Annotated in this window: 19 protein-coding genes; 4 read left to right on the top strand and 15 right to left on the bottom strand. The window is 54.8% G+C overall.

The window, feature by feature from the left end:
* Positions 1-77 precede the first annotated feature (77 nt).
* Positions 78-2,063, top strand: a complete 1,986-nt coding sequence (locus Q1B13_RS14950; protein WP_299081515.1) for a DEAD/DEAH box helicase — start codon at positions 78-80, stop codon at positions 2,061-2,063.
* A gap of 73 nt (positions 2,064-2,136) precedes the next feature.
* On the opposite strand, the gene Q1B13_RS14945 is transcribed toward Q1B13_RS14950, so the two are convergent.
* The 5 genes from Q1B13_RS14945 to Q1B13_RS14925 form a co-directional block, all read right to left on the bottom strand.
* Complete coding sequence (locus Q1B13_RS14945; protein ID WP_299081518.1) at positions 2,137-3,228, bottom strand: TIGR03032 family protein; 1,092 nt, start codon at positions 3,226-3,228, stop codon at positions 2,137-2,139.
* Positions 3,229-3,243: 15 nt separating this feature from the next.
* Positions 3,244-3,741 (bottom strand): invasion associated locus B family protein, encoded by a 498-nt coding sequence (locus tag Q1B13_RS14940; RefSeq protein WP_299081521.1) that lies wholly within the window; start codon positions 3,739-3,741, stop codon positions 3,244-3,246.
* Positions 3,742-6,246, bottom strand: a complete 2,505-nt coding sequence (locus tag Q1B13_RS14935; protein ID WP_299799904.1) for an autotransporter outer membrane beta-barrel domain-containing protein — start codon at positions 6,244-6,246, stop codon at positions 3,742-3,744.
* 424 nt (positions 6,247-6,670) lie between these two features.
* The gene (locus tag Q1B13_RS14930) at positions 6,671-7,954 is read right to left on the bottom strand and encodes an adenylate/guanylate cyclase domain-containing protein (RefSeq protein ID WP_299081527.1); all 1,284 of its coding nucleotides are present in this window, start codon (positions 7,952-7,954) and stop codon (positions 6,671-6,673) included.
* 232 nt (positions 7,955-8,186) lie between these two features.
* Positions 8,187-9,077: a LysR family transcriptional regulator gene (locus tag Q1B13_RS14925; protein ID WP_299081530.1), complete on the bottom strand. Its 891-nt coding sequence runs from the start codon at positions 9,075-9,077 to the stop codon at positions 8,187-8,189.
* 109 nt (positions 9,078-9,186) lie between these two features.
* Here Q1B13_RS14925 and gstA point away from each other — a divergent pair, with 109 nt between their 5' ends.
* The 3 genes from gstA to Q1B13_RS14910 are packed head-to-tail and all read left to right on the top strand — an operon-like array spanning position 9,187 to position 10,401.
* On the top strand, positions 9,187-9,798 hold the full coding sequence (gene gstA / locus Q1B13_RS14920; RefSeq protein ID WP_299081533.1) for a glutathione transferase GstA: 612 nt from the start codon (positions 9,187-9,189) through the stop codon (positions 9,796-9,798).
* Complete coding sequence (locus Q1B13_RS14915) at positions 9,795-10,175, top strand: nuclear transport factor 2 family protein (protein ID WP_299081536.1); 381 nt, start codon at positions 9,795-9,797, stop codon at positions 10,173-10,175. The genes gstA and Q1B13_RS14915 overlap by 4 nt, the downstream gene beginning before the upstream one ends.
* A 4-nt stretch (positions 10,176-10,179) precedes the next feature.
* A complete protein-coding gene (locus Q1B13_RS14910) occupies positions 10,180-10,401 on the top strand; it encodes a 4-oxalocrotonate tautomerase family protein (protein WP_299081539.1) in 222 nt (73 codons plus the stop codon).
* Between the two features lie 16 nt (positions 10,402-10,417).
* Here the strand turns inward: Q1B13_RS14910 and Q1B13_RS14905 are convergent, their stop codons facing one another.
* The 10 genes from Q1B13_RS14905 to pobA all read right to left on the bottom strand — a co-directional run bounded on the left by Q1B13_RS14905 (position 10,418) and on the right by pobA (position 19,047).
* Positions 10,418-11,809, bottom strand: coding sequence for a TRAP transporter large permease (locus tag Q1B13_RS14905; protein WP_299081542.1), 1,392 nt, complete (start codon positions 11,807-11,809; stop codon positions 10,418-10,420).
* Entirely contained in the window at positions 11,802-12,299 is a 498-nt protein-coding gene (locus Q1B13_RS14900) for a TRAP transporter small permease (protein WP_299081545.1), read from the bottom strand. Before Q1B13_RS14900 ends, Q1B13_RS14905 begins: the two co-directional genes overlap by 8 nt.
* A 54-nt stretch (positions 12,300-12,353) precedes the next feature.
* Complete coding sequence (locus Q1B13_RS14895) at positions 12,354-13,388, bottom strand: TRAP transporter substrate-binding protein (protein WP_299081548.1); 1,035 nt, start codon at positions 13,386-13,388, stop codon at positions 12,354-12,356.
* Positions 13,389-13,462: 74 nt separating this feature from the next.
* Positions 13,463-14,524: a 3-carboxy-cis,cis-muconate cycloisomerase gene (locus Q1B13_RS14890; protein ID WP_298936277.1), complete on the bottom strand. Its 1,062-nt coding sequence runs from the start codon at positions 14,522-14,524 to the stop codon at positions 13,463-13,465.
* On the bottom strand, positions 14,521-15,306 hold the full coding sequence (pcaD, locus tag Q1B13_RS14885) for a 3-oxoadipate enol-lactonase (RefSeq protein ID WP_299081550.1): 786 nt from the start codon (positions 15,304-15,306) through the stop codon (positions 14,521-14,523). Before pcaD ends, Q1B13_RS14890 begins: the two co-directional genes overlap by 4 nt.
* A complete protein-coding gene (locus Q1B13_RS14880) occupies positions 15,306-16,139 on the bottom strand; it encodes a 3-keto-5-aminohexanoate cleavage protein (protein WP_299081553.1) in 834 nt (277 codons plus the stop codon). The genes pcaD and Q1B13_RS14880 overlap by 1 nt, the downstream gene beginning before the upstream one ends.
* Positions 16,140-16,146: 7 nt before the next feature.
* On the bottom strand, positions 16,147-16,746 hold the full coding sequence (gene pcaG / locus Q1B13_RS14875) for a protocatechuate 3,4-dioxygenase subunit alpha (protein WP_299081555.1): 600 nt from the start codon (positions 16,744-16,746) through the stop codon (positions 16,147-16,149).
* A 2-nt stretch (positions 16,747-16,748) separates the two neighbouring features.
* Entirely contained in the window at positions 16,749-17,474 is a 726-nt protein-coding gene (gene pcaH, locus Q1B13_RS14870) for a protocatechuate 3,4-dioxygenase subunit beta (RefSeq protein WP_299081558.1), read from the bottom strand.
* Complete coding sequence (gene pcaC, locus Q1B13_RS14865) at positions 17,471-17,854, bottom strand: 4-carboxymuconolactone decarboxylase (RefSeq protein ID WP_298936273.1); 384 nt, start codon at positions 17,852-17,854, stop codon at positions 17,471-17,473. The genes pcaH and pcaC overlap by 4 nt, the downstream gene beginning before the upstream one ends.
* Positions 17,855-17,877: 23 nt before the next feature.
* On the bottom strand, positions 17,878-19,047 hold the full coding sequence (gene pobA / locus Q1B13_RS14860; protein ID WP_299081561.1) for a 4-hydroxybenzoate 3-monooxygenase: 1,170 nt from the start codon (positions 19,045-19,047) through the stop codon (positions 17,878-17,880).
* Between the last annotated feature and the right edge of the window lie 35 nt (positions 19,048-19,082).

Raw genomic sequence — 19,082 nt, 5'->3', positions numbered from 1 at the left:
CTGTCTTTAACCTTGGATGATGCGCCTTTTGCCATGCTGCACGGCCCACCACCTGTCTTATACAAAGAACCTCCGTCGTGAAAAAAACCATCGCCGACGCACTTGCCCGCAAGGGCTATGATGCTTTGACCCCTGTTCAACAAGCAGTCACTCAACCAGTGCTGGAAGGCCGAGACCTTTTGGTGTCCGCCCAAACCGGATCGGGTAAGACGATCGGTTTTGGACTGGCAATTGCCCCTACTTTGCTGGGCGATGGCGACACATTCGGCGCGGCGGGCGCACCCTTTGCACTGGTCATCGCACCAACGCGGGAACTGGCCTTGCAGGTGAAGCGTGAACTTGGCTGGCTGTATGCGGATGCAGGGGCCTTTCTGGCATCTTGCGTTGGTGGCATGGATATGCGTGATGAACGGCGCGCGTTGGCTCGTGGTTCGCATATCGTCGTTGCTACGCCGGGGCGGTTGCGCGACCATATCATGCGCGGATCGATCGATCTGACCCAAGTGCGCGCTGTTGTTTTGGACGAAGCAGATGAAATGCTGGATCTGGGCTTTCGCGAAGATCTGGAATTCATCCTGGATGAAACGCCAAAAGACCGGCAGACCCTGCTGTTTTCTGCAACGGTTCCCGCCGCGATTGCCAAGCTCGCCAAAAGCTATCAGCGCGATGCGGAACGCATCTCGACCGTAAGTGAACAGACCCAGCATGCCGATATCGAATATCGCGCGATGCAGGTGGCCGCGCGTGACGGTGAAAACGCCATCATCAATGTGCTGCGTTATTACGAAGCGCCAAACGCAATTGTGTTTTGTAACACCCGCGCGATGGTATCGCGCCTGACGGCCCGCCTTTCGAACCGCGGCTTTTCGGTTGTGGCCTTGTCCGGTGAGTTGACCCAAAGCGAACGATCCAATGCCTTGCAGGCGATGCGCGACGGGCGCGCACGGGTTTGTGTGGCGACCGACGTGGCTGCCCGCGGCATTGACCTGCCCAACCTTGATCTGGTGGTTCACGCAGAATTGCCCAACAGCCACGAGACCCTTTTGCACCGCTCTGGCCGGACGGGGCGCGCAGGGCGTAAAGGCGTAAGTGCATTGGTTGTTGTGCCGTCCTCCCGCAAGAAGGCGGAGCGGATCCTTAAATTTGCCAAGCTAAGCGCCGATTGGGGATCTGCACCTTCCGCTGATGACGTGAACCAGCGTGACCAAGCCCGTATGCTTGAAGCTGAGGACTGGCAGACGGATATTGCCGAAAGTGAGCGTTCGACAATCGACCAGCTGGTTGAAAAGTTCACTCCGGAACAGATTGCGGCAGCCTATCTGCGGCAATACAAAAAACGCCACTCGGCTCCGGAAGAACTTGGTGCGGTTCAGGTCGAAAAACCCAAACAGCGGGCGGAATTTGGTCCCAGTGTTTGGTTTTCGCTTTCAGAAGGGCGCAACCAGAACGCCTCCCCTCGCCATTTGTTGCCGATGGTGTGCAAAGCAGGGAACATTACCAAAGACGATATCGGTGCGATCCGCATTGTCGATGATTTGTCTTATGTCGAAATCAAAGCCGCTATTGTCGACCGTTTTCTAACGGCGATTGGTCCTGACATGAAGATCGAAGGGACCAAGAGCATCGCGCAGCTGGATAAGGCACCAGACCTGCCGGCATTTAGCCGATCAAAACCTGATCGTGCGCCGTCTGGAAAACCGCGCCATCGCAAAGGTAGCACGCCTCCGATTGATTGGAACGATGCACCCGAACCACGGCGTCGCAAACCCAAGCCCGAGGATCGCAAACCTAAGAAGCCGCTCGCGCAAAAGCCCAAGGCGAAAGAAACAGACACGGTCGCACCGACACCTTTCAAGGGTCGGAAACCATCAGCGGTAAGCGCCAAAAGCAAACCTAAGAGCGCCACAAAAGAAGCAGTCAAGGACAGCTATTCCAAACCCCGCAGCAGTGACGCCAAAGGACCTCCGCCCCCAAAAGGCAAAGCCAGCAGCAAGAAAAATCGTGCCCGCGCGGCTGCAGCAAAAAGCGCCAAGGGCGGGAACGCTGTTCCAAAACGCCGCTAGGGGTTGAGCCATGTTTTAGCCCCGCCTATTTGATTGGATCACTTAGGTGGAGCTGCGCACACTCTTTGCGACTTCAGCCTTCTTCGTAGGTCACCAAGGATCTGATGTGGTCTGTCACAAAGCTGAGTGACATGCCACAACCCACGTTTGGCAAGGTCGCTACATCGTAAAGTTCTTGTACTGCGCCATCGATGCGAAACCATGCGACGACTTCTTTCTTTTCCAAATCAACGATTTGAACACCGCACCAAGGTTCGCTATCCGCCTCGCTAAGCTTTTCGTCTAGCGGAAGGCCTTCGAACCGCTCGTAGCGCGGCTTTGACAGGCCCACGATTGCGAAGTTGTTATGGAACGCCAATCCACGCACGAAACCAGGGCAGAACGCGATCTTTTCAAAACTGCCTTTGTCTGACCCCGTATCCCGAACAACTTCCCCAAGACGTCCTGAACCAGAATCCAGCACATAAAGCCTGTCGTTATGCACCCTAGGGGAATGCGGCATCGACAGGCCATCACAAACAATCTCGTCCGTTCTGGCGTCGATCACAACTCCACCATGGTTGCGGCGGTCTCGCCAACCGTCAATCGTGTCCGATTTACTGACAGCGGTGACATAGGCCAGCACGCCGTTTTCAAGCGCCATCCCGTTCAAATGACATCGATCTTCGTCTGCTATTTTTGAGATAAACGAAGGTCTCCAAACCACCTCGAAACTGTGTTTGTCAGAAACGGTCGCAACACAATTGAACCGCGTGTTCACAAACAGTATCTGACCGGCATCTGTGACCGCCACATCATGGGCATCAAGCTCACCCGTCGTGAAACTCTGACGGGGTACAAAACAAGCATCAAAAAGGGTGTCGATCCTTTGATCATCGCGCAGAACGTTTTCGAACCGGTGAATCTGAAACAAGGTTGCCAGTGTGATCGAGCCATTCTTGACGTCAATTCCCATGGCTTTCTCAAAAACCTGCTCATTGATCATAATCCCACCATTGGGGTTTCGCCCAATCAGATAAAATCGACCGGATTGGTAGGAGCTTAAGCAGATTGAAAGGTCATGTTTGTCCAGAAACCCAAGCAAGCCCGGTGAGACAGAATAAGCGACCTGCGTGTCAGTTGGGCTTTGGGTCGGGCTTTCCGATTGTAGAATGTCTTGGGTCATGGTCCCGTCATAGGCTCAAAGCGCATCGAATGCAGCCGTAAACCCTGCGAGAGAAACCGGAACCTCAAGGGTCTTTCCGCCATCCAGCGTGTAAAGTGAGATTTGAATTGTACTGCTTTCTTTCATCTCCTGGACAATCGCCGACCCCATTGTCACAGGAATAACACAGCCGAAGTTCTGGCACGTCCTCATCGGAAGATTCCAGCGCGGCCCTCCATCGATCGACAGTGAAACACCTTTGGCAATATCAAGACCAAATGGAACGATAATAATGCCAGATGCGCCATCCTCTTCGCCACGCTGCAGCTCCATCCGCAACAAAAGACCGGATTGGTTTTGCAAATTGAGGCTTTGGCTCATCGCGCACTGCTTTTGCCCTGCCTCTTGGGCACAGTTCACCGTCCAGCTTTGGAACTGGGTCGATGTCGTTTCTTTCGTTTGTGCGAAGGCGGCATTCAGTGTGACGCCAAGGGCGACTGCACCCAGTGCCAGCGACTTAACTTTTGTGATCATTCAAAACCGGACCTGCAGACCCAATACCGCCTCCAGTTCATAGCTTTCCCCAAGGTCCTCAAGACCCGTAAGGTAGTTTAGCGAACCGGAAAGCTCGTACCTATCGTTCAGAATCATACGCGCGCCAAATCCCAATTCAATGGCGGTGTCATCGATTTCCTCGTCAAAATTCATCCCGCCAACCGAGACCCGCGTGTCTGGATCAAATTCGTGATACAGGTTGATCAGACCAAAGTAGCTGCCAGAACCGTGACTATTCGTAAACCACTTGTTGGCAGACAGTCCCACCCGCGCCAGAACGCTTTCGGCATCTTCGAACGCGACCTGATTGCCAGAACTGTCGGTGAAGTCATCCACGTCCAACGTGGTGTATGAAAGCTGCGCCTGAGGAACCAGAACCAGTCCGGGGTTAACTTCGATTGGGCGACCAACCTCCAATGACACTGCAAATTGATCCGAGTCGATATCATCTTGTGCCAAACCGGTTGTCGGGTCTGTGATATCGCTAGAGTTGTTGTTGTATTGAAGCTGCGTATCCAGGTAGAAGCCGCGGGCATCCAGCCAGGTGGCGCTTAGGTTCAACCCGAGTGAATCGGTGTCGATATCACTGGCGCCCTGATCCGTTCTGACGGTGCTTGATGCATCGCCGTAAATCAGGCCCACGCCGCCGTACAATGTGCCGTTAGACAGTTCAGTCAGAATTGTGTCGACCCCGACCGAGATGGTGTAGGTGTTGGTCTGGACACTGGTGATACCAGCTTCGGACTGGACCGGCGTTATGTCGCTGCGCTTGCCGCTCAGTTCGATCCACACCGGGCTATTAGGATAGGCCAACACGTCGCCACTTGTGCCATAGGGGGCCGTCAATCTGGTAACCGTACCGCCGTCAGAAGGCCCTGCCGGTAAACGCGACGCAATGCGAGCCTGATAGCCGCGCAGCCGGTTCATCGACAGCAGGACAGATGGCAACGTTTCGAAGGCCGCAGCACCGGCCCCGACAAGGATCGGGTTTCCTGATGCATCCAGGCTAGATAACGCAAAGTTGCCACTACTGGTCTCAACCAAACGATAGCCAAACGGGCCGGCGACGACGATCTGTTCGCCGCTGGCCGTCTGGGCGGTGCCGTTCAGGGTAAAACTTCCGCCTGAAACACCGCTGACTTGAATGATTTCAATACCATTGATGGTCTGCGCACCCGCCCCGCCGATATTATTGACCGAAACGAACGTCGAACCAGAGCTATCCCCGGAAATTTGGAGGATGTCAGTGGCTGATCCATCACCGCCAAGCTGAACATCCAGCATGATCGTTCCGCCATTTCCGACAAAATCGCCACTGACCGTGATCATGTCCCCGACCAACCCGTTCTGTGCCGAAATCGTTCCGCCATTGCTGACATTGCCATTCAGAGTTGTTGCGCCTGAGTTCAGCCGCAGGACGCCACCCGATTGCGTAAAAATACCGGTTCCGGCACCGCCATCACCTGCTGTCAGGGTGTTATCGGTCAGCGTCACAACCGCGCTGTTTACAACTTCGAACCTTTCGAAATTGGTCACGTTCGCGCCATTCAAAGAACCGCTGCTGCCGAACCGCAGGGTATCGACAAAGCCATCGCCGCCCGAGTTGTCGTCCCCACCGTCGAACAGGGTGACACCGCTGAAATCGCCTCCGGAAAAGTCCAGAAGATCGCTGCCATCGCCCAGACTGATCGCGCCGTTGACTGCAGAGCCGGAATTTACCGAGACAGTTGCGTTGGAATCGTCGTTTGTGATCGCCGTGCCTGAAGTCGCACCAACAGTGCTACCTGAATTCAAATTGATCTGGACCGCCGCGCCCACGTTACCCTGAGTCGCAATACCCGCGCCCGTGCCGCCGTTCACAGCGCCGGAAGTTGTGATCGAAATCGATCCTGACCCTGTATTTTCGGCAAAGATCGCCGTTCTGCCGCCGCTGACCGCAGCTGCTGTGATGGTCAGATCGGTTCCTGAATTTCGCGCGTTTATCCCATCCTGCGAAGTTCCGGAAACAGTGCCTGTCGATGTTATTGACAAAGCACCAGTGCCAGTATTGCGCCCACTGATCCCGGTAACTCCCCCGTTCACATCGACCGTCGATATCGTCAGGTCGGTCGAGGTCGCACCGTTTAGCGAATAGATTGCCGTGTTCGCAACTCCGGTGACTACACCAGTGACAGTAATCGCTGTCGCTCCGGTTCCGGTGTTTCGTGAGTAGATTCCGATAGTCGACCCGGAAATCGCCGAACTGTTGTTATCGGTGAAAGAAATACTATCGGTCGAACGCAGATTGAATGCGAGACCCGTTGAAACCGTCTGACCAAACCCCGGCTGTGTAGTAACCGTTAGCGGTGCAGCGCCAGAATTAAGTGTAATCGTAGTGTCGCCCGCTGATGCGGGACCGGAGCATTGGTACGTTCCCCCGCCAGACGGTGTGCAGCTGCCACCATAGGCTACCCGCCCGTATCCGCTTACAAAAGCAAGCGCCATCGACGAGGTAAGGAGAAGTTGAGCTTTGCTCAGCGAAACGGTTTGTGTACAGGTTTTTGGCACGAGTTAACAATTCTCTAACAGTTTACTGCGACCAAGCGTAGCGACTCCTTGCCGGTTTTCCAAGAAACATCCGGCTGTCGCATCGAGTTATTAACGGAAATTACAAGAATTAGCGCGGTGACGCTGCCAACAGAAAGTTATCTCGTCTGTGAGCCCGGTTTGCCCGTCGGGGATTATTGCGCCGTAATTGAGGACAATAAGCTAAAAATTATCACAAGTGTTTCTAAATGCTGATCGCCGTGACCTAGCACGTCATGCGTCCTGGAACATGACGCAAAATTCAGACGCAACTTGAAAGACCCTGACACATGCCGATCTCATCTAAGCATAACGCCCACCTGCAGGCATTTTAGCGACGGAGCTATTGCGGCGCCCGCGTAGTAGCGCCAGTCAAGTAGTATGCCTGAACTTCACCTTTACCCTTGATATCAATGATCCCGCGTTCTTCGAACGTATAGTGGCCGGACAAGATCTCGTAGGTCTCTTTGCTCACCTGAATTCGGCCCGGCGATCCATAGGATTCCAGTCTTGAAGCCGTGTTCACGGTGTCGCCCCACACGTCATAGAAGAACTTGCGCGTCCCGATCACGCCGGCGACGGCCGGACCGGTGTGAATCCCGATCCGCACGGCCAGTGCCTCTCCCATCTCGTCACTGATTTGTTTTGTAACGGCCAGCATTTCCAAAGCCATATCAGCAACAGCCGATGCGTGGTCCGGACGGGGTTCAGGCATACCGCCTGCGATCATGTAAGCATCGCCAATGGTTTTGATCTTTTCCAACTGGTGCCTGTCCGCGAGATCATCAAAATGTGTAAAAACACGATTCAAAAAAGACACCAGCTCGGGCGCGCGCATAAGTGTCGCCCTCGGTGTAAAATCCACGATGTCCGCAAACAGGATCGTAACCTGCAAAAGATCGTCGGCGATTATCTTGTCAGGCTCCTGCTTCAACCGCTCAGCAATGGGCGCGGGCAAGATATTCTCCAGCAGCCGTTCTGATCGCTGATACTCGTGTTCGATCTGCGCCTTTTGCACAAGAATGAGCTCGCGTGCCGCTTCAAGCTGTCGATAGCCAGAAAAAATTAGGAAATAGACAAAGAAAACACCAAGTGTCATCGCCAGACCTTCGCCTGTCTCCATCGGCTGTTTAAGGGGTGATTGAAACAATGATCCACTAGGATTAGCCGATGTTTGATTTATGGGCAGGTCGATCTCTGGCAGGGCCCCATCGAAGATCGGCAGAAGCAGCATGACAAGGAAACATAGGCCAAACCACGGGCGTGACCGCTTTGGCCCAAGCACAACCACTGCGGCAGCTGGCGTTACGAGAAATGGCAACACATCGCCTTCCCGGTTTCCATTGAGCAGCATGAAAATCAGTTGAACAGTCAGAAAGGCCGGAGCAAAGAAATAGAATACTGTCTCGACGTCTCGCGTGCGATGCAACAAATACAGGCCGATCAAAATGGTGACGACAACGGTCACATCAAGCGCGCGGTATATAATTGACCGTTCTGGTTCGAGGAAAAAGGCGGAGGCCATGCACATAATGACAGTCAGGATGACCACCGACATGGATTTCAAACGCCTGGTACTCAGGCTGTCATCCACCGCATGGCCAATGCGGATATAGTCGACAATCATATTGGCGCGCCCCGTTCCCAAGAACCCCTGTCCCAAGGTTTATATACGACCAAACGAATTGATCGAAGAATTTGGCCTGCTTAAGTTCGCCCCGTTTCTCGGCGCTCCAACCTCTGCCAGTCTGGCTGGCGTTCGAAATGATCCGACGTCTCCATCGAAATCAATCCATTCATTCCAGCAGCGCAGCTGCGGCCAACTGCGCCTGACCACCCATATCCATTGCTCGTAGCGTTCAATGGCTGCTTGACGACTGCGCATCAAGAGACGCCCAAATCTGCGACATGACTTTGCCCACAGGCTGGTCACGTCGCCTGATTGCAAAAATTTCCGTGTGTCGCGTTGGAAAACCCTCAACGTTCAGCGGTACCAGCGTGCCATTCGAAAGCTCTGTCGCCATCATATGCTCAGGGACACCGCCCCACCCCAGACCAGCCTTGATGACAGACTTCTTTGCTTCAAAATCAGAGACAGTCCAGCGCTGCCCACCTCTCAGCAGATCCCGGCTTTGGTCAAACTCCCGACCGCCTGTGCCGGACACGATGACCTGGGTGTAAGATTGCATCTCACGTCTTGATTTCACTCCCGGGCGTTGCGACGCCGGAAAGTCACGGCTTGCAACCGGCCGGATTGTTACCGTTCCGACCGGCAGGGCTTCGACCTCATCTATCGGTACACCGTCCAGACCAGCCACGATCAGATCTGCCTCACCCGCCATCAGTCGCGCCAGAGGTCCACCCATCATTTCGGTTGCAACCTGAATATGGGTTCCGGGATAGGTTCGCCCGATGTCGCCAAGCACATCCAGTATAGGGTCTAATGACATAGTGGCGGTTATAGCGATAGAGATTCTGGGCTCTTGCGCGCTTTGCAGTCCTGCGGCCACCGATCTTAATCCGCGCACCTGTTCCAGCACCCGCGCTGTTTCGCGAAAAAAAACTTCGCCTTCAGATGTCAGGCTGGGGCGATACGCATCCCTGGAAAACAGATCAAAACCCAGCTCAGCTTCCAGTTTTCGAATTTGATGGCTGACCGCAGACTGCGCCTTGTTCAGACGTTCTGCGGCAGCGCGAAACGTTCCAGTGGCGACAATTGCGTCCAAGGCGTTGAGTTGGTCAAGGGTCATTGGTAACTCATATGATCTGTTTTCAAGATCATAATCATGAAAACTCGATATTATCAAATGCTCGACCTCGTTGTTACGAAAGGCGCGCAACAAGAAAAAGGATACTGATATGAAACTCTACTACAAACCGGGCGCGTGCTCGCTCGCCAGCCACATCATGCTGTATGAAATCGGTGCAGATTTTGAGATCGAGGCTGTAGACACGGTCGCTGGTCAGACCGAAAGAGGACAAAACTACCGGGACATCAATGCAAACGGCTATGTCCCGTCTCTGGAAACTGACGGCGGAGAGCATCTGAGCGAAGGGGTCGCAATCCTGCAGTTCCTTGCAGATAGCAATCCTGAGCGGGCCTACTCTCCGGCACCCGGTAGCATCGAACGTGCCCGGCTGCAGCAATTCCTGAATTTCGCCGCGGCCGAGTTACACAAAGCGTGGGGCCCGCTGTTTGCCGACGGCTCCTCTGATGCAGAAAAACAGGCGGCGCAGACAAAAGTGGCGACAAAACTCGACTATCTTGAAACCGTTCTTGCGGATAATCGGGGTTTTCTGGTTGGCAATCAATTTTCGGTCGCCGATGCGTATGTTTTCGTTTTGGTCAACTGGGCCAATTTCAAGGCGATTGACCTTGCGGCCTGGCCCAAACTCGCGGCTTACACGGCGCGGATTGCAAACCGCCCATCTACCAAATCTGCCTTTGCCGCCGAAGGGCTTGCGCAATGACGCGGCCGGATCAAACCGAGATAGAAGACCTGATGAGACGGTACTTTGGGGGCCTTTATCACTCGGACAGCCAAACTCTTCGCACAGTGTTTCACGCGGATCTTTCCTATGTGAACGGGACCTCTGGCATCTACGAGGTCATGGGGTTGGACGACTATATGGCACGCATTGACGCACGCACACCGCCATCGTCACGTGGCGACCCACGTGACGATGTAATAGAACGCATTGCGCTTAAAGGAGATCGGATTGGCATCGTCGAGGCGCGCATGACGATGATCGGCCGCAACTATCAGGATCTGCTGACAGTGATCAACACGGATGAGGGATGGCGCATCCTGACCAAAGTCTTCTCATTCGTCGAACGAAAGGACTGACGTCATGCCTTATGTGAACATCAAAGTAACCAAAGAAGGCGGACCGGATGGAACCGGTCCAACATCCGAGGAAAAGCAGCAGCTTATCACAGGGGTCACCGACCTTTTGCAAAAGGTTCTGAACAAGAACCCGGCCACCACGTTTGTGGTGATTGATGAGGTGCCATTGGACAACTGGGGCATGGAGAGCCGTCAGGTCAGTCAAATTCGCGCCGCGCAAACCTAAGGCCGTTAAGGTTCCGTCAGCCGCCGATCAGCTTAGGAACCGCAAGCGTCAGGGCTGGTATCATCAGTATCAGCCCTACGCGTACGGCTTCTGCACCCAAAAACGGAATGACGCCTCTGAAAACTGTTCCCATCGGCGTATCGCGCGCAAGCGAAGAGATTATGAACACATTCAGCCCGACCGGAGGCGTAATAAGCCCCAGTTCCACGACGATAAGGGCCAAAATCCCGAACCAGATTTTCAGGCTGTCCGGCTCCATGCCAAAAGCCGCTGTTTCTGCAGTGACATAGTCACCTCCATTCAACGCAATCAGTGTGGGCCAAAAGAACGGAACAACGACAAGGATCATCGCCAGACTTTCCATAAAGCAGCCCAACACAACAAAAATGCAAAGCATGATTACGAGGATCAACATTGGATCCATGCCGCTTGTCGCCGCCCACTCGGACAGGGCCTGGGGCAGCTGGGTGCGCGCGAAAAAACCCTTCAAGACTTCGGCACCGAACAGAATCAGGTAAATCATCCCGCTGGTGATCGCAGTCGCCCGGATGGCCTTCAGAACGCCTGAGACCGTCAATCCTTCACCAGTCAGCGCGCGCAGCAAGAAGCCATATGCCGTGATCGCAAACACGCCGATGCTGGCTGCTGGCGTCGGTGTAAACAAGCCAAACCCCAGCCCCAATATGATGGCACCGAAAATCAGGATGACGGGCCATAGCCTGCGGACCGCCTGTCTCTTTTCATCCGGATCCATCTGAGTGGGCTCCGGTGCCAAGGACGGGTTAAGCCGCACCTGAATCGCAATCACAGCAATAAAGCCAAAGACAGCCAGAAGTCCCGGCACGATTGCCGCCTGAAACATCCTGAGGATCGATCCTTCGACGATGATCGCGTAGATCACCAGAGCAACGGATGGCGGGATCAAAATCCCCAGCGTTCCCCCTGCGGCCAAAGACCCGGATGCCAAACTGGGTGCATATCCAAGCTTCTTAAGTTCTGGCAAGGAAACCCGCCCCATAGTGGCCGCAGTTGCCAGAGACGATCCGCAAACGGCCCCAAACCCACCGCAGGCTGCGACCGCCGCCATTGCGACTCCGCCCCGCAACCGGGACATCAGGGCCTCTAACCCCTTGAACAGGTCAGTGGACAACCTCGCCTCGGCGGCGACGTATCCCATCAGGACAAACAAAGGCACAACGGACAGATCGTAGTTGGCTACATTCTCCCAAAGAAGACTTTTGAACTGCTTCAGATAGGGAACGAACCGGATATAGCTGACAGAGTGGCTCAGTACCCATGTGCCACCTATCCCGACCACGATCATAGCGATGCCAACGGGCATACGCAGCAATAGCAAAACAAACAATACGGCCAGACCGATTACGCCAATGGTCATAGGATCAAGCATCAGCCACATCCCCAAACGCCTGAGAGGCGGCAATCAAAGCCCAGAGGATCATGGACAATAGGCCAGGGATGTAGAAGGGCCAGGTTGGCCAGCCAAGGACGCTGGTGACAACCTGATCCGAGCGCACCTCTAACATGCCGAAGACCATCCAATAGGCCAGAAACAGCGCGACTGCGACTGTCACAGCCAACCAAAGAAAATCAATTGCCCGCTGCAACGCACCCGGCATGCGATCCATCAGCAGCTCGACCGACACATGGCCACGATTGGCTTGACAATAAGGAAAAAACATCAACGCAGCACAGCTGATTGCAAGTTGAACGAAATCCTCGTAGCCGGGCAAACCGGCCACATCCGCCCCGAATATCCCGGCCACACGGTCGAGGATAAAGGCAAAGGTATTCGTCGTGGTAACCGCAACGATTGCCAGAAGAATGAGACCGCCAAGCAATGCAAAACCATCAGCGAGGCGCCTGAGAACCATGCTCATCGTTGTTTCCCTAAGAAGTTGAGAGGGGCAAAGGTACCCCTCTCCTAAAGCCGATCAGTTGCCAGCGTTGGCTGCCGCAATAGCCGCCCTGGCGCTTTCAACAAGGGCAACCCCATCAATACCTTTGTCATTGACCTCATCAATCCAACGTTGAACAATTTTCTCATTCGCGGCGTTGAACTTGGCCGTTTCTTCTTCAGACAGGACGATACGCTCGACGCCAGCCGCCTCAAGCGCCTTTTCACCGCCCGCTTCAAAGCCTTCCCACATCGCACCAACATTCGCGGCGACATTCGCACCCGAATTGGCATCAATCACGGCCTTCAGGTCGTCGGGCAATGCGTCATACGCATCCTGGTTCATAGCCACCATGAAGACGGCCGTTCCAAAGCGATCACCATTAGGCAATTCGGTGACGGATTTATCCAGTTCCTGCAGCTTCAGTGGCGGAACAATCTCGAGCGGGATCAAAGCGCCATCAACAACCCCTTTTGACATGGCCTCGGGCAAGGCCGGGACCGGCATACCAACAGGCTCGGCCCCCATTCCTTCGATGATCCAGGCACCGGTACGGCTGGGCGTCCTGAGCTTCATGCCTTTCGCATCTTCAAAGCTGCGAATTGGATCTGTCGCAGAGTGGATCACGTTGCCATCATGGCTATGCAGGAAGATGACATGGACATCATCGAAGTCCTCGGCCAGCAGATCCATAGAGGCGTTCATAGCGATGGTTGTGTCGGTGGCAGAACCCGCATGAACCAACGGCAGTTCGAACACTTCGCTGCGCGGGAATACCCCGGGTGTGTAGCCCAATACCGTCCAGACAATATCGGTCGAGCCATCGCGAACCTGGCTGTATAGCTCGGGCGGCTTCCCTCCCATTGACATGGCGGGGAAGATTTCGATCGCAATGCGACCATCACTATCTGCAGTGACCTTGTCCGCCCATGGCTGCAACATGCCTTTATGAGCGGCTGCAACGGGTGGCAGAAAATGATGCATTGTGAGCGTCACGTCCTGAGCCAGACCAGCCGTTGCCGAAAGGGCCATGGCGGCCAGCGAACCCAGCAGGGATTTCCTGATAGACATAGATTTTCCTCCTCCGATGTATCGCACCGAAACTGTTTGGGTTTCAGCGTTTTTGGACAGTGAGAGCGGCCTGATCATGTCCGCGCCTCACCTATTGATTCAATTTGGGTGCACAGGGTGATGGCCGCCGACAGTGATCTTGCCGTTGCCTTTGCCATGCTTGGCAAAATCATCCATTCTAGTGACCAGGCGCTGCCCGACCTTTCCTGTTCATGCACAAGCGCCTGATGCATCCCGGAAACGCGTGTCGCGTTAAAGCGGGCAAGCGTGATCAGCAGCTCGGCCAAAACAGGGTTTTTCTTGTGAGGCATTGCCGATGATCCGCCACCGCCAGACAGCTTGATCTCATCCACGCCCTGCTGCGCCATCAAGCAGATGTCCTGGCCCATTTTGCCCAATGAGCCCGAGATCAGAGACAGAAAGCTGGCATATTCGGTGATGCCCTCGCGGGTGGCGTGCCAGCTTCGGTTCGGCAGATGCAGCTCTAGTGCACTGGCCAGAAACTCGGCCAATTCGCGATACTTTATGCCGATGGCCTGACCATCGCCGACGGCACCGCCAAGCTGGACACATTCGGCACGCGGACGCATCTGCTCCAGCCGGCGCAGATGTTCTGCCAAGGGTGCGCTCCATGTCTCAAGCCGGTGCCCAACCGTGACCGGCAGGGCCGCCTGCATTCGTGTGCGCCCCATGATCATGTTTGACCCAAATCTTTTTGAGACCTGGCCCAACATATCGACCACTTCGGACAAGCGATCCGCCAACAAATCCGAGTTTTCGCGTAACGTGAGCGCCAGCGCAGTGTCCATCACATCCTGTGAGGTCGCTCCGGTGTGGATCGCATTTTTGAATTGCCCGGCTTCCAACTTCAGAAACCGAACCAGCGCGGGCACAGGTAGCCCGTCCTGCACTGTTCCGGATCGCAAAATCTCAAGATCGGGGTTTGCGGATTCTATGCGCTGTGCCGCCATTTGCGCATCTCGCAACGATACGATGCCAATTGCCCCCAACCCGCGGGAATAGGCGGCTTCGAATGTCAGCATATGAGCCAGTGATTGCGGTGCCGACCAGATCGCGTCAGCGTCACAGTCGCCAAACAAACCGGATAACCAGGGATGTTCGAATACGTCGCTCATGACAGCGCATCCTGCAAGGACCGGATTTGCGAAGCAACAAACTCCGGAGCTTCAATGCACGGCAGGTGCCCGACGCCAGGCAGAACGTGGCACTGCGATTGTTCAATGAGGGCTGACAGCGCATGTATACATGCAGGCGGCGTCGACAAATCGTCCGTACCTCCAATACAGATGGCGGGTACCCGAATGTGTTTCGTTGTGTCGGTTAAATCTGTATCGCGAATGGCCGCGCATGTGGCCGCGTAACCTTGGGCAGGTGTCCGCGTCAGCATATTGCGGTACCCGGCAACCGTGATCGGCATTTTGGTACGGAAGTTGTTCGAAAACCAGCGCTCAATCACGGTATCCGCTATAGCCTCAATCCCAGTGTCAGACACCATGTCGATCCGTTGGTTCCAAGCCTGCGCGTTCCCAATTTTAGACCCTGTATTGCAAAGAACCAGACCCGCCACGAGGTCGGGTCGTCGATGAGCCAGCGATTGCGCGATCATACCTCCGACCGATACCCCACCGATGACCGACCTTTGCCATCCCAAATGGTCCATCAGGCCCGAAACATCGTCGGCAAGCGAGGCGATAGATGTCGCACCACAATCCGATAGACCGTGCCCGCGTTTGTCAATCAACAAACAAGTCGTAGCCTCAAGCGCATCGGCGACCTCTTGCCAAATCCGCAGATCCGTCCCCAGTGAATTCAGGAACACGACAGGTGTTTTGCCAGTGCTGCCGGACTTAACCTCGTAGTGAATGAGGGTCTCATTGATGCTGGCAAAGCGTGGCATCAGACGGCTTTCCGCAGTCCGAGGATCGAGCGCGCATCGGCGACGGTGGCCACCGGACGGCTATGCCTGTTGCAAACCTCGACGGCGCGCTTGACCAGAGCTGCATTGGATGGGGCCAGCGTGTCGCGATCCAGACGCACATTGTCCTCAAGACCTGTCCGGACATGCCCCCCTGCTGTAACCGACCATTCGTTCAAAACGATCTGGTTTGCGCCAATCCCTGCCGCGCACCAAGGCACATCCCCCAGCAGTCTTTGAACCGTATGCACGTAGAAATCAAAAACCTCGCGATCAACCGGCATCGCATTCTTCACACCCATAACGAACTGAACGTATGGAGTATCCTTAATCTGCCCGTTGCGATACATGTCAGCTGCCCGGAAGATATGGGACAGATCGAAGGCCTCGATCTCGGGTTTCACATCGTATTTAACCATCTCGCTGGCCAGCCAATCGATCAACTCGGGGGGGGTTTCATAGACGCGGGTCGGAAAATTGTTCGACCCCACCGACAAAGACGCCATATCCGGTGTCAAGGGCAACATGCCGCCGCGCGCCAACCCAGCGCCGGAACGCCCTCCGGTCGACAATTGAACGATCATGCCAGGGCAATGAGTTTCAATGCCTTGTTTCAGATTGGCGAACCGTGTCGGATCCGAAGTTGGTTTCCCGTCGTCGTCGCGCACATGGCAGTGGGCAATCGTCGCTCCGGCCTCAAATGCCTCGTGCGTGCTTTCTACCTGTTCAGAGACACTGATCGGAACAGCTGGATTGTCGACTTTGGTCGGGACAGACCCGGTGATGGCCACGCAAATGATGCAGGGAGTAGTCATTGTTTCCTCAGACATCGAAGAACACCGTTTCTTTGTCGCCCTGTAACCGAATGTCAAAGCGGTACACGTCCACATCCCGACGGGCGACAAGAGTGTCTCGCCGGTCCGCCTGCTCGATCAGGTTCAAGATCGGGTCTGCTTTGTTGGCCTCGGCTTCATCAGAAAAATAAAGGCGCGTGTTCAAGCCGACATTGATCCCGCGCGCAACCATCCAAAAACTGATGTGAGGCGCCATTAAACCTGATCCGCGACCTTTCACACGTCCGGGTTTCACGGTCGAAAACGACCATTCACCCGTTTCGAAGTCAGGAATGACCCGACCCCAACCGCGAAATCCGGGTTCGACATCGCCACAGCCTGGATAAATGCCTGCTGCATTCGCTTGCCAAGCTTCGATCAAAACTTCTTTTACGGGTGCGCCTGCCCCATCCGATACCTGACCCTGAATTTCGATCCGCTCGCCTTGCGCCCTTGGACCTGCAATATCCCGGCCAAGCTCCTGTCGGTAAATGTCAAACCCAGCATCCCCCGGTGCGAGACCAATATGCACATAAGGTCCGGCGGTCTGGGATGGGGTTTCTTTCCGGTAGTCGAGTTTTTGAACCATGATCAGTTCCCCTCAGGCCGGTTTTCGAAGTAAGTCGAGCGATGTCCGCGAAGGACGATGTCGAACTTGTACGCAATACTGTCCAGCGGAACCGTCGCGTTCAGATCAAGCGCAGCAACCAGTTGGTCGATCGCGCGTTGATCAGGGATGGTGTTGACGATCGGGCATTTGGCAATCAGTGGATCCCCTTCGAAATATAGCTGTGTGATCAGCCGTTGTGCAAAGCTAGGCCCGAAAACCGATACGTGGATATGGGCAGGCCGCCAACTGTTGATCCAGTTGCGCCAGGGGTATGCTCCGGGTTTGATCGTTCTGAACCTGTAACAGCCGTGCTCATCCGTTAGCGTACGCCCACAGCCCCCGAAATTTGGATCGATGGCCGCCAGATAGGTGTCTTTCTTATGGCGGTATCGGCCCCCGGCATTGGCCTGCCAAATCTCTACCAGTGTATTGGGCACCGGCTTGCCGTTTTCATCCAGCACCCGGCCATGCAAAATAATACGTTCGCCAATCGGATCGCCTGTTTTTGCATAGTTTCGGATCAGGTCATTATCTGACGGGTCGACATCACTGTGGCCGAAGGTTGGGCCAGACAGCTCGCTGAGTGTGGATTCAAGAGACAGCAGAGCATTCTTTGGCGACCGTGAGACGCTGGTTTTATAGTTCTGCGTATAGGCTGGCGGATGCCAGTCGCGGTCCCGCTGATACAGATCCGGTGGCTGTGTCATTCGGCCTCGCCTTCCATTTCCGCATATGTCTGTTTGGCCAGTTTCACAGCATGATTTGCACAAGGGACACCAGCATAAACCGCCGCATGCATGAATGCCTGCATGACATCCTCCTTTGATGTTCCCGTGTTGGCGCAGGCTTTCAGGTGCATCGGGATTTCATCGAAGTTCCGGGTGGCCGCCAACAAAGCCAACGTGATCATCGACCGTTCCCGTGGCGTGATCGCGTCGCTTGCCCACAAGGTGCCCCATGCGGTTTCTGTGATCATCTCCTGAAATGGCGCATCGAATGCGGATTTCTGCGCTTCGGCACGATCCACATGGGCATCACCCAAAACGCGGCGCCGGACTGACATTCCCGTCGCATGACGATCAATCATCGGTATCTCCTTGGTTCCACCCATCAATACGGCAATCCTACATAGTTTTCAGCCATCGCTTTTTGTGCAGCCTTGTTCGTGCGCAAAAAGTCGATCTCGGCGCGTTGCATCTTTAGGTCAAAGTCGGACTGATCCGGAAACCGATGCAGCAAAGACGAAAACCACCAACTAAACCGTTCGGCTTTCCAGATTCGGGCGAGAGCGTTTTGTGAATAGCTATCGATCCCTTCACTTGATCCCGTTTCGTAAAATTCGCGCAATGCGTTGTGAAGGTAATGCACATCAGAGGCGGCCGTATTCAGCCCCTTGGCCCCGGTCGGTGGGACAATATGCGCAGCATCACCACACAAAAAGAGCCTCCCCCAACGCATCGGTTCGGTCACAAATGACCGAAGCGGCGCGATCGATTTTTCGATAGATGGCCCGGTTACGATGCGATCTGCAAACTCCTGTGGAATTCTGCGCTTCAATTCATTCCAAAATGCACTGTCGGTCCAGTCGTCAGGATTATCCGACAGCGAACACTGGATATAGTAACGGCTAAGGTTCTCGTTGCGCATCGAACACAGAGCAAACCCACGTCGCGACAACGAATAGATCAGTTCCTCATGAACCGGAGGCGTCTCGGACAGCAGCCCGAGCCAGCCAAACGGGTACACTTTTTCGTATTCTCGCCTCACGCTCAGAGGAATGGTTTGACGGCTGACCCCATGAAACCCATCGCATCCGGCCACAAAATCGGTATCGATGCGCTGTTGTTGTCCGTCCACGGTGAAGGTCACACAGGGTGTATCGGAATCCGCGTCATGGATTGCGACGTCATCCGTGTTGAAGATGATCTTACCACCTGTAGCCTCGCGCGCCTCGTACAGATCACGGGTGACTTCTGTCTGGCCATAAACCAAGACCGGCGTACCGGTGTGTTCGCGAAAATCGATGCGAAAACTCTCGTCTTCGAACGCGATCAGCGTTCCGTCATGGTTGAACCCTTCCGAGCGCAGACGGTTCGCGACCCCTGCCTGCTCCATCAGGTTCACAAAACCCTGTTCCAGAACACCGGCGCGAATGCGGCTAAGAACATAGTCTTTGGTTTTTCTCTCTAGAACGACGCTGTCAATTCCATGGACGTGAAGCAGCTGCGACAAAAGCAAACCTGACGGCCCACCGCCGATCACGACGACTTGTGTTCGCATCTGATCCTCCTTCCGTGTTGCGCCGCATGATTGCA

Source organism: uncultured Ruegeria sp., from assembly GCF_947489545.1.
Lineage (GTDB): Bacteria > Pseudomonadota > Alphaproteobacteria > Rhodobacterales > Rhodobacteraceae > Ruegeria.
This window is presented reverse-complemented; position numbering and strand designations above follow the sequence as displayed.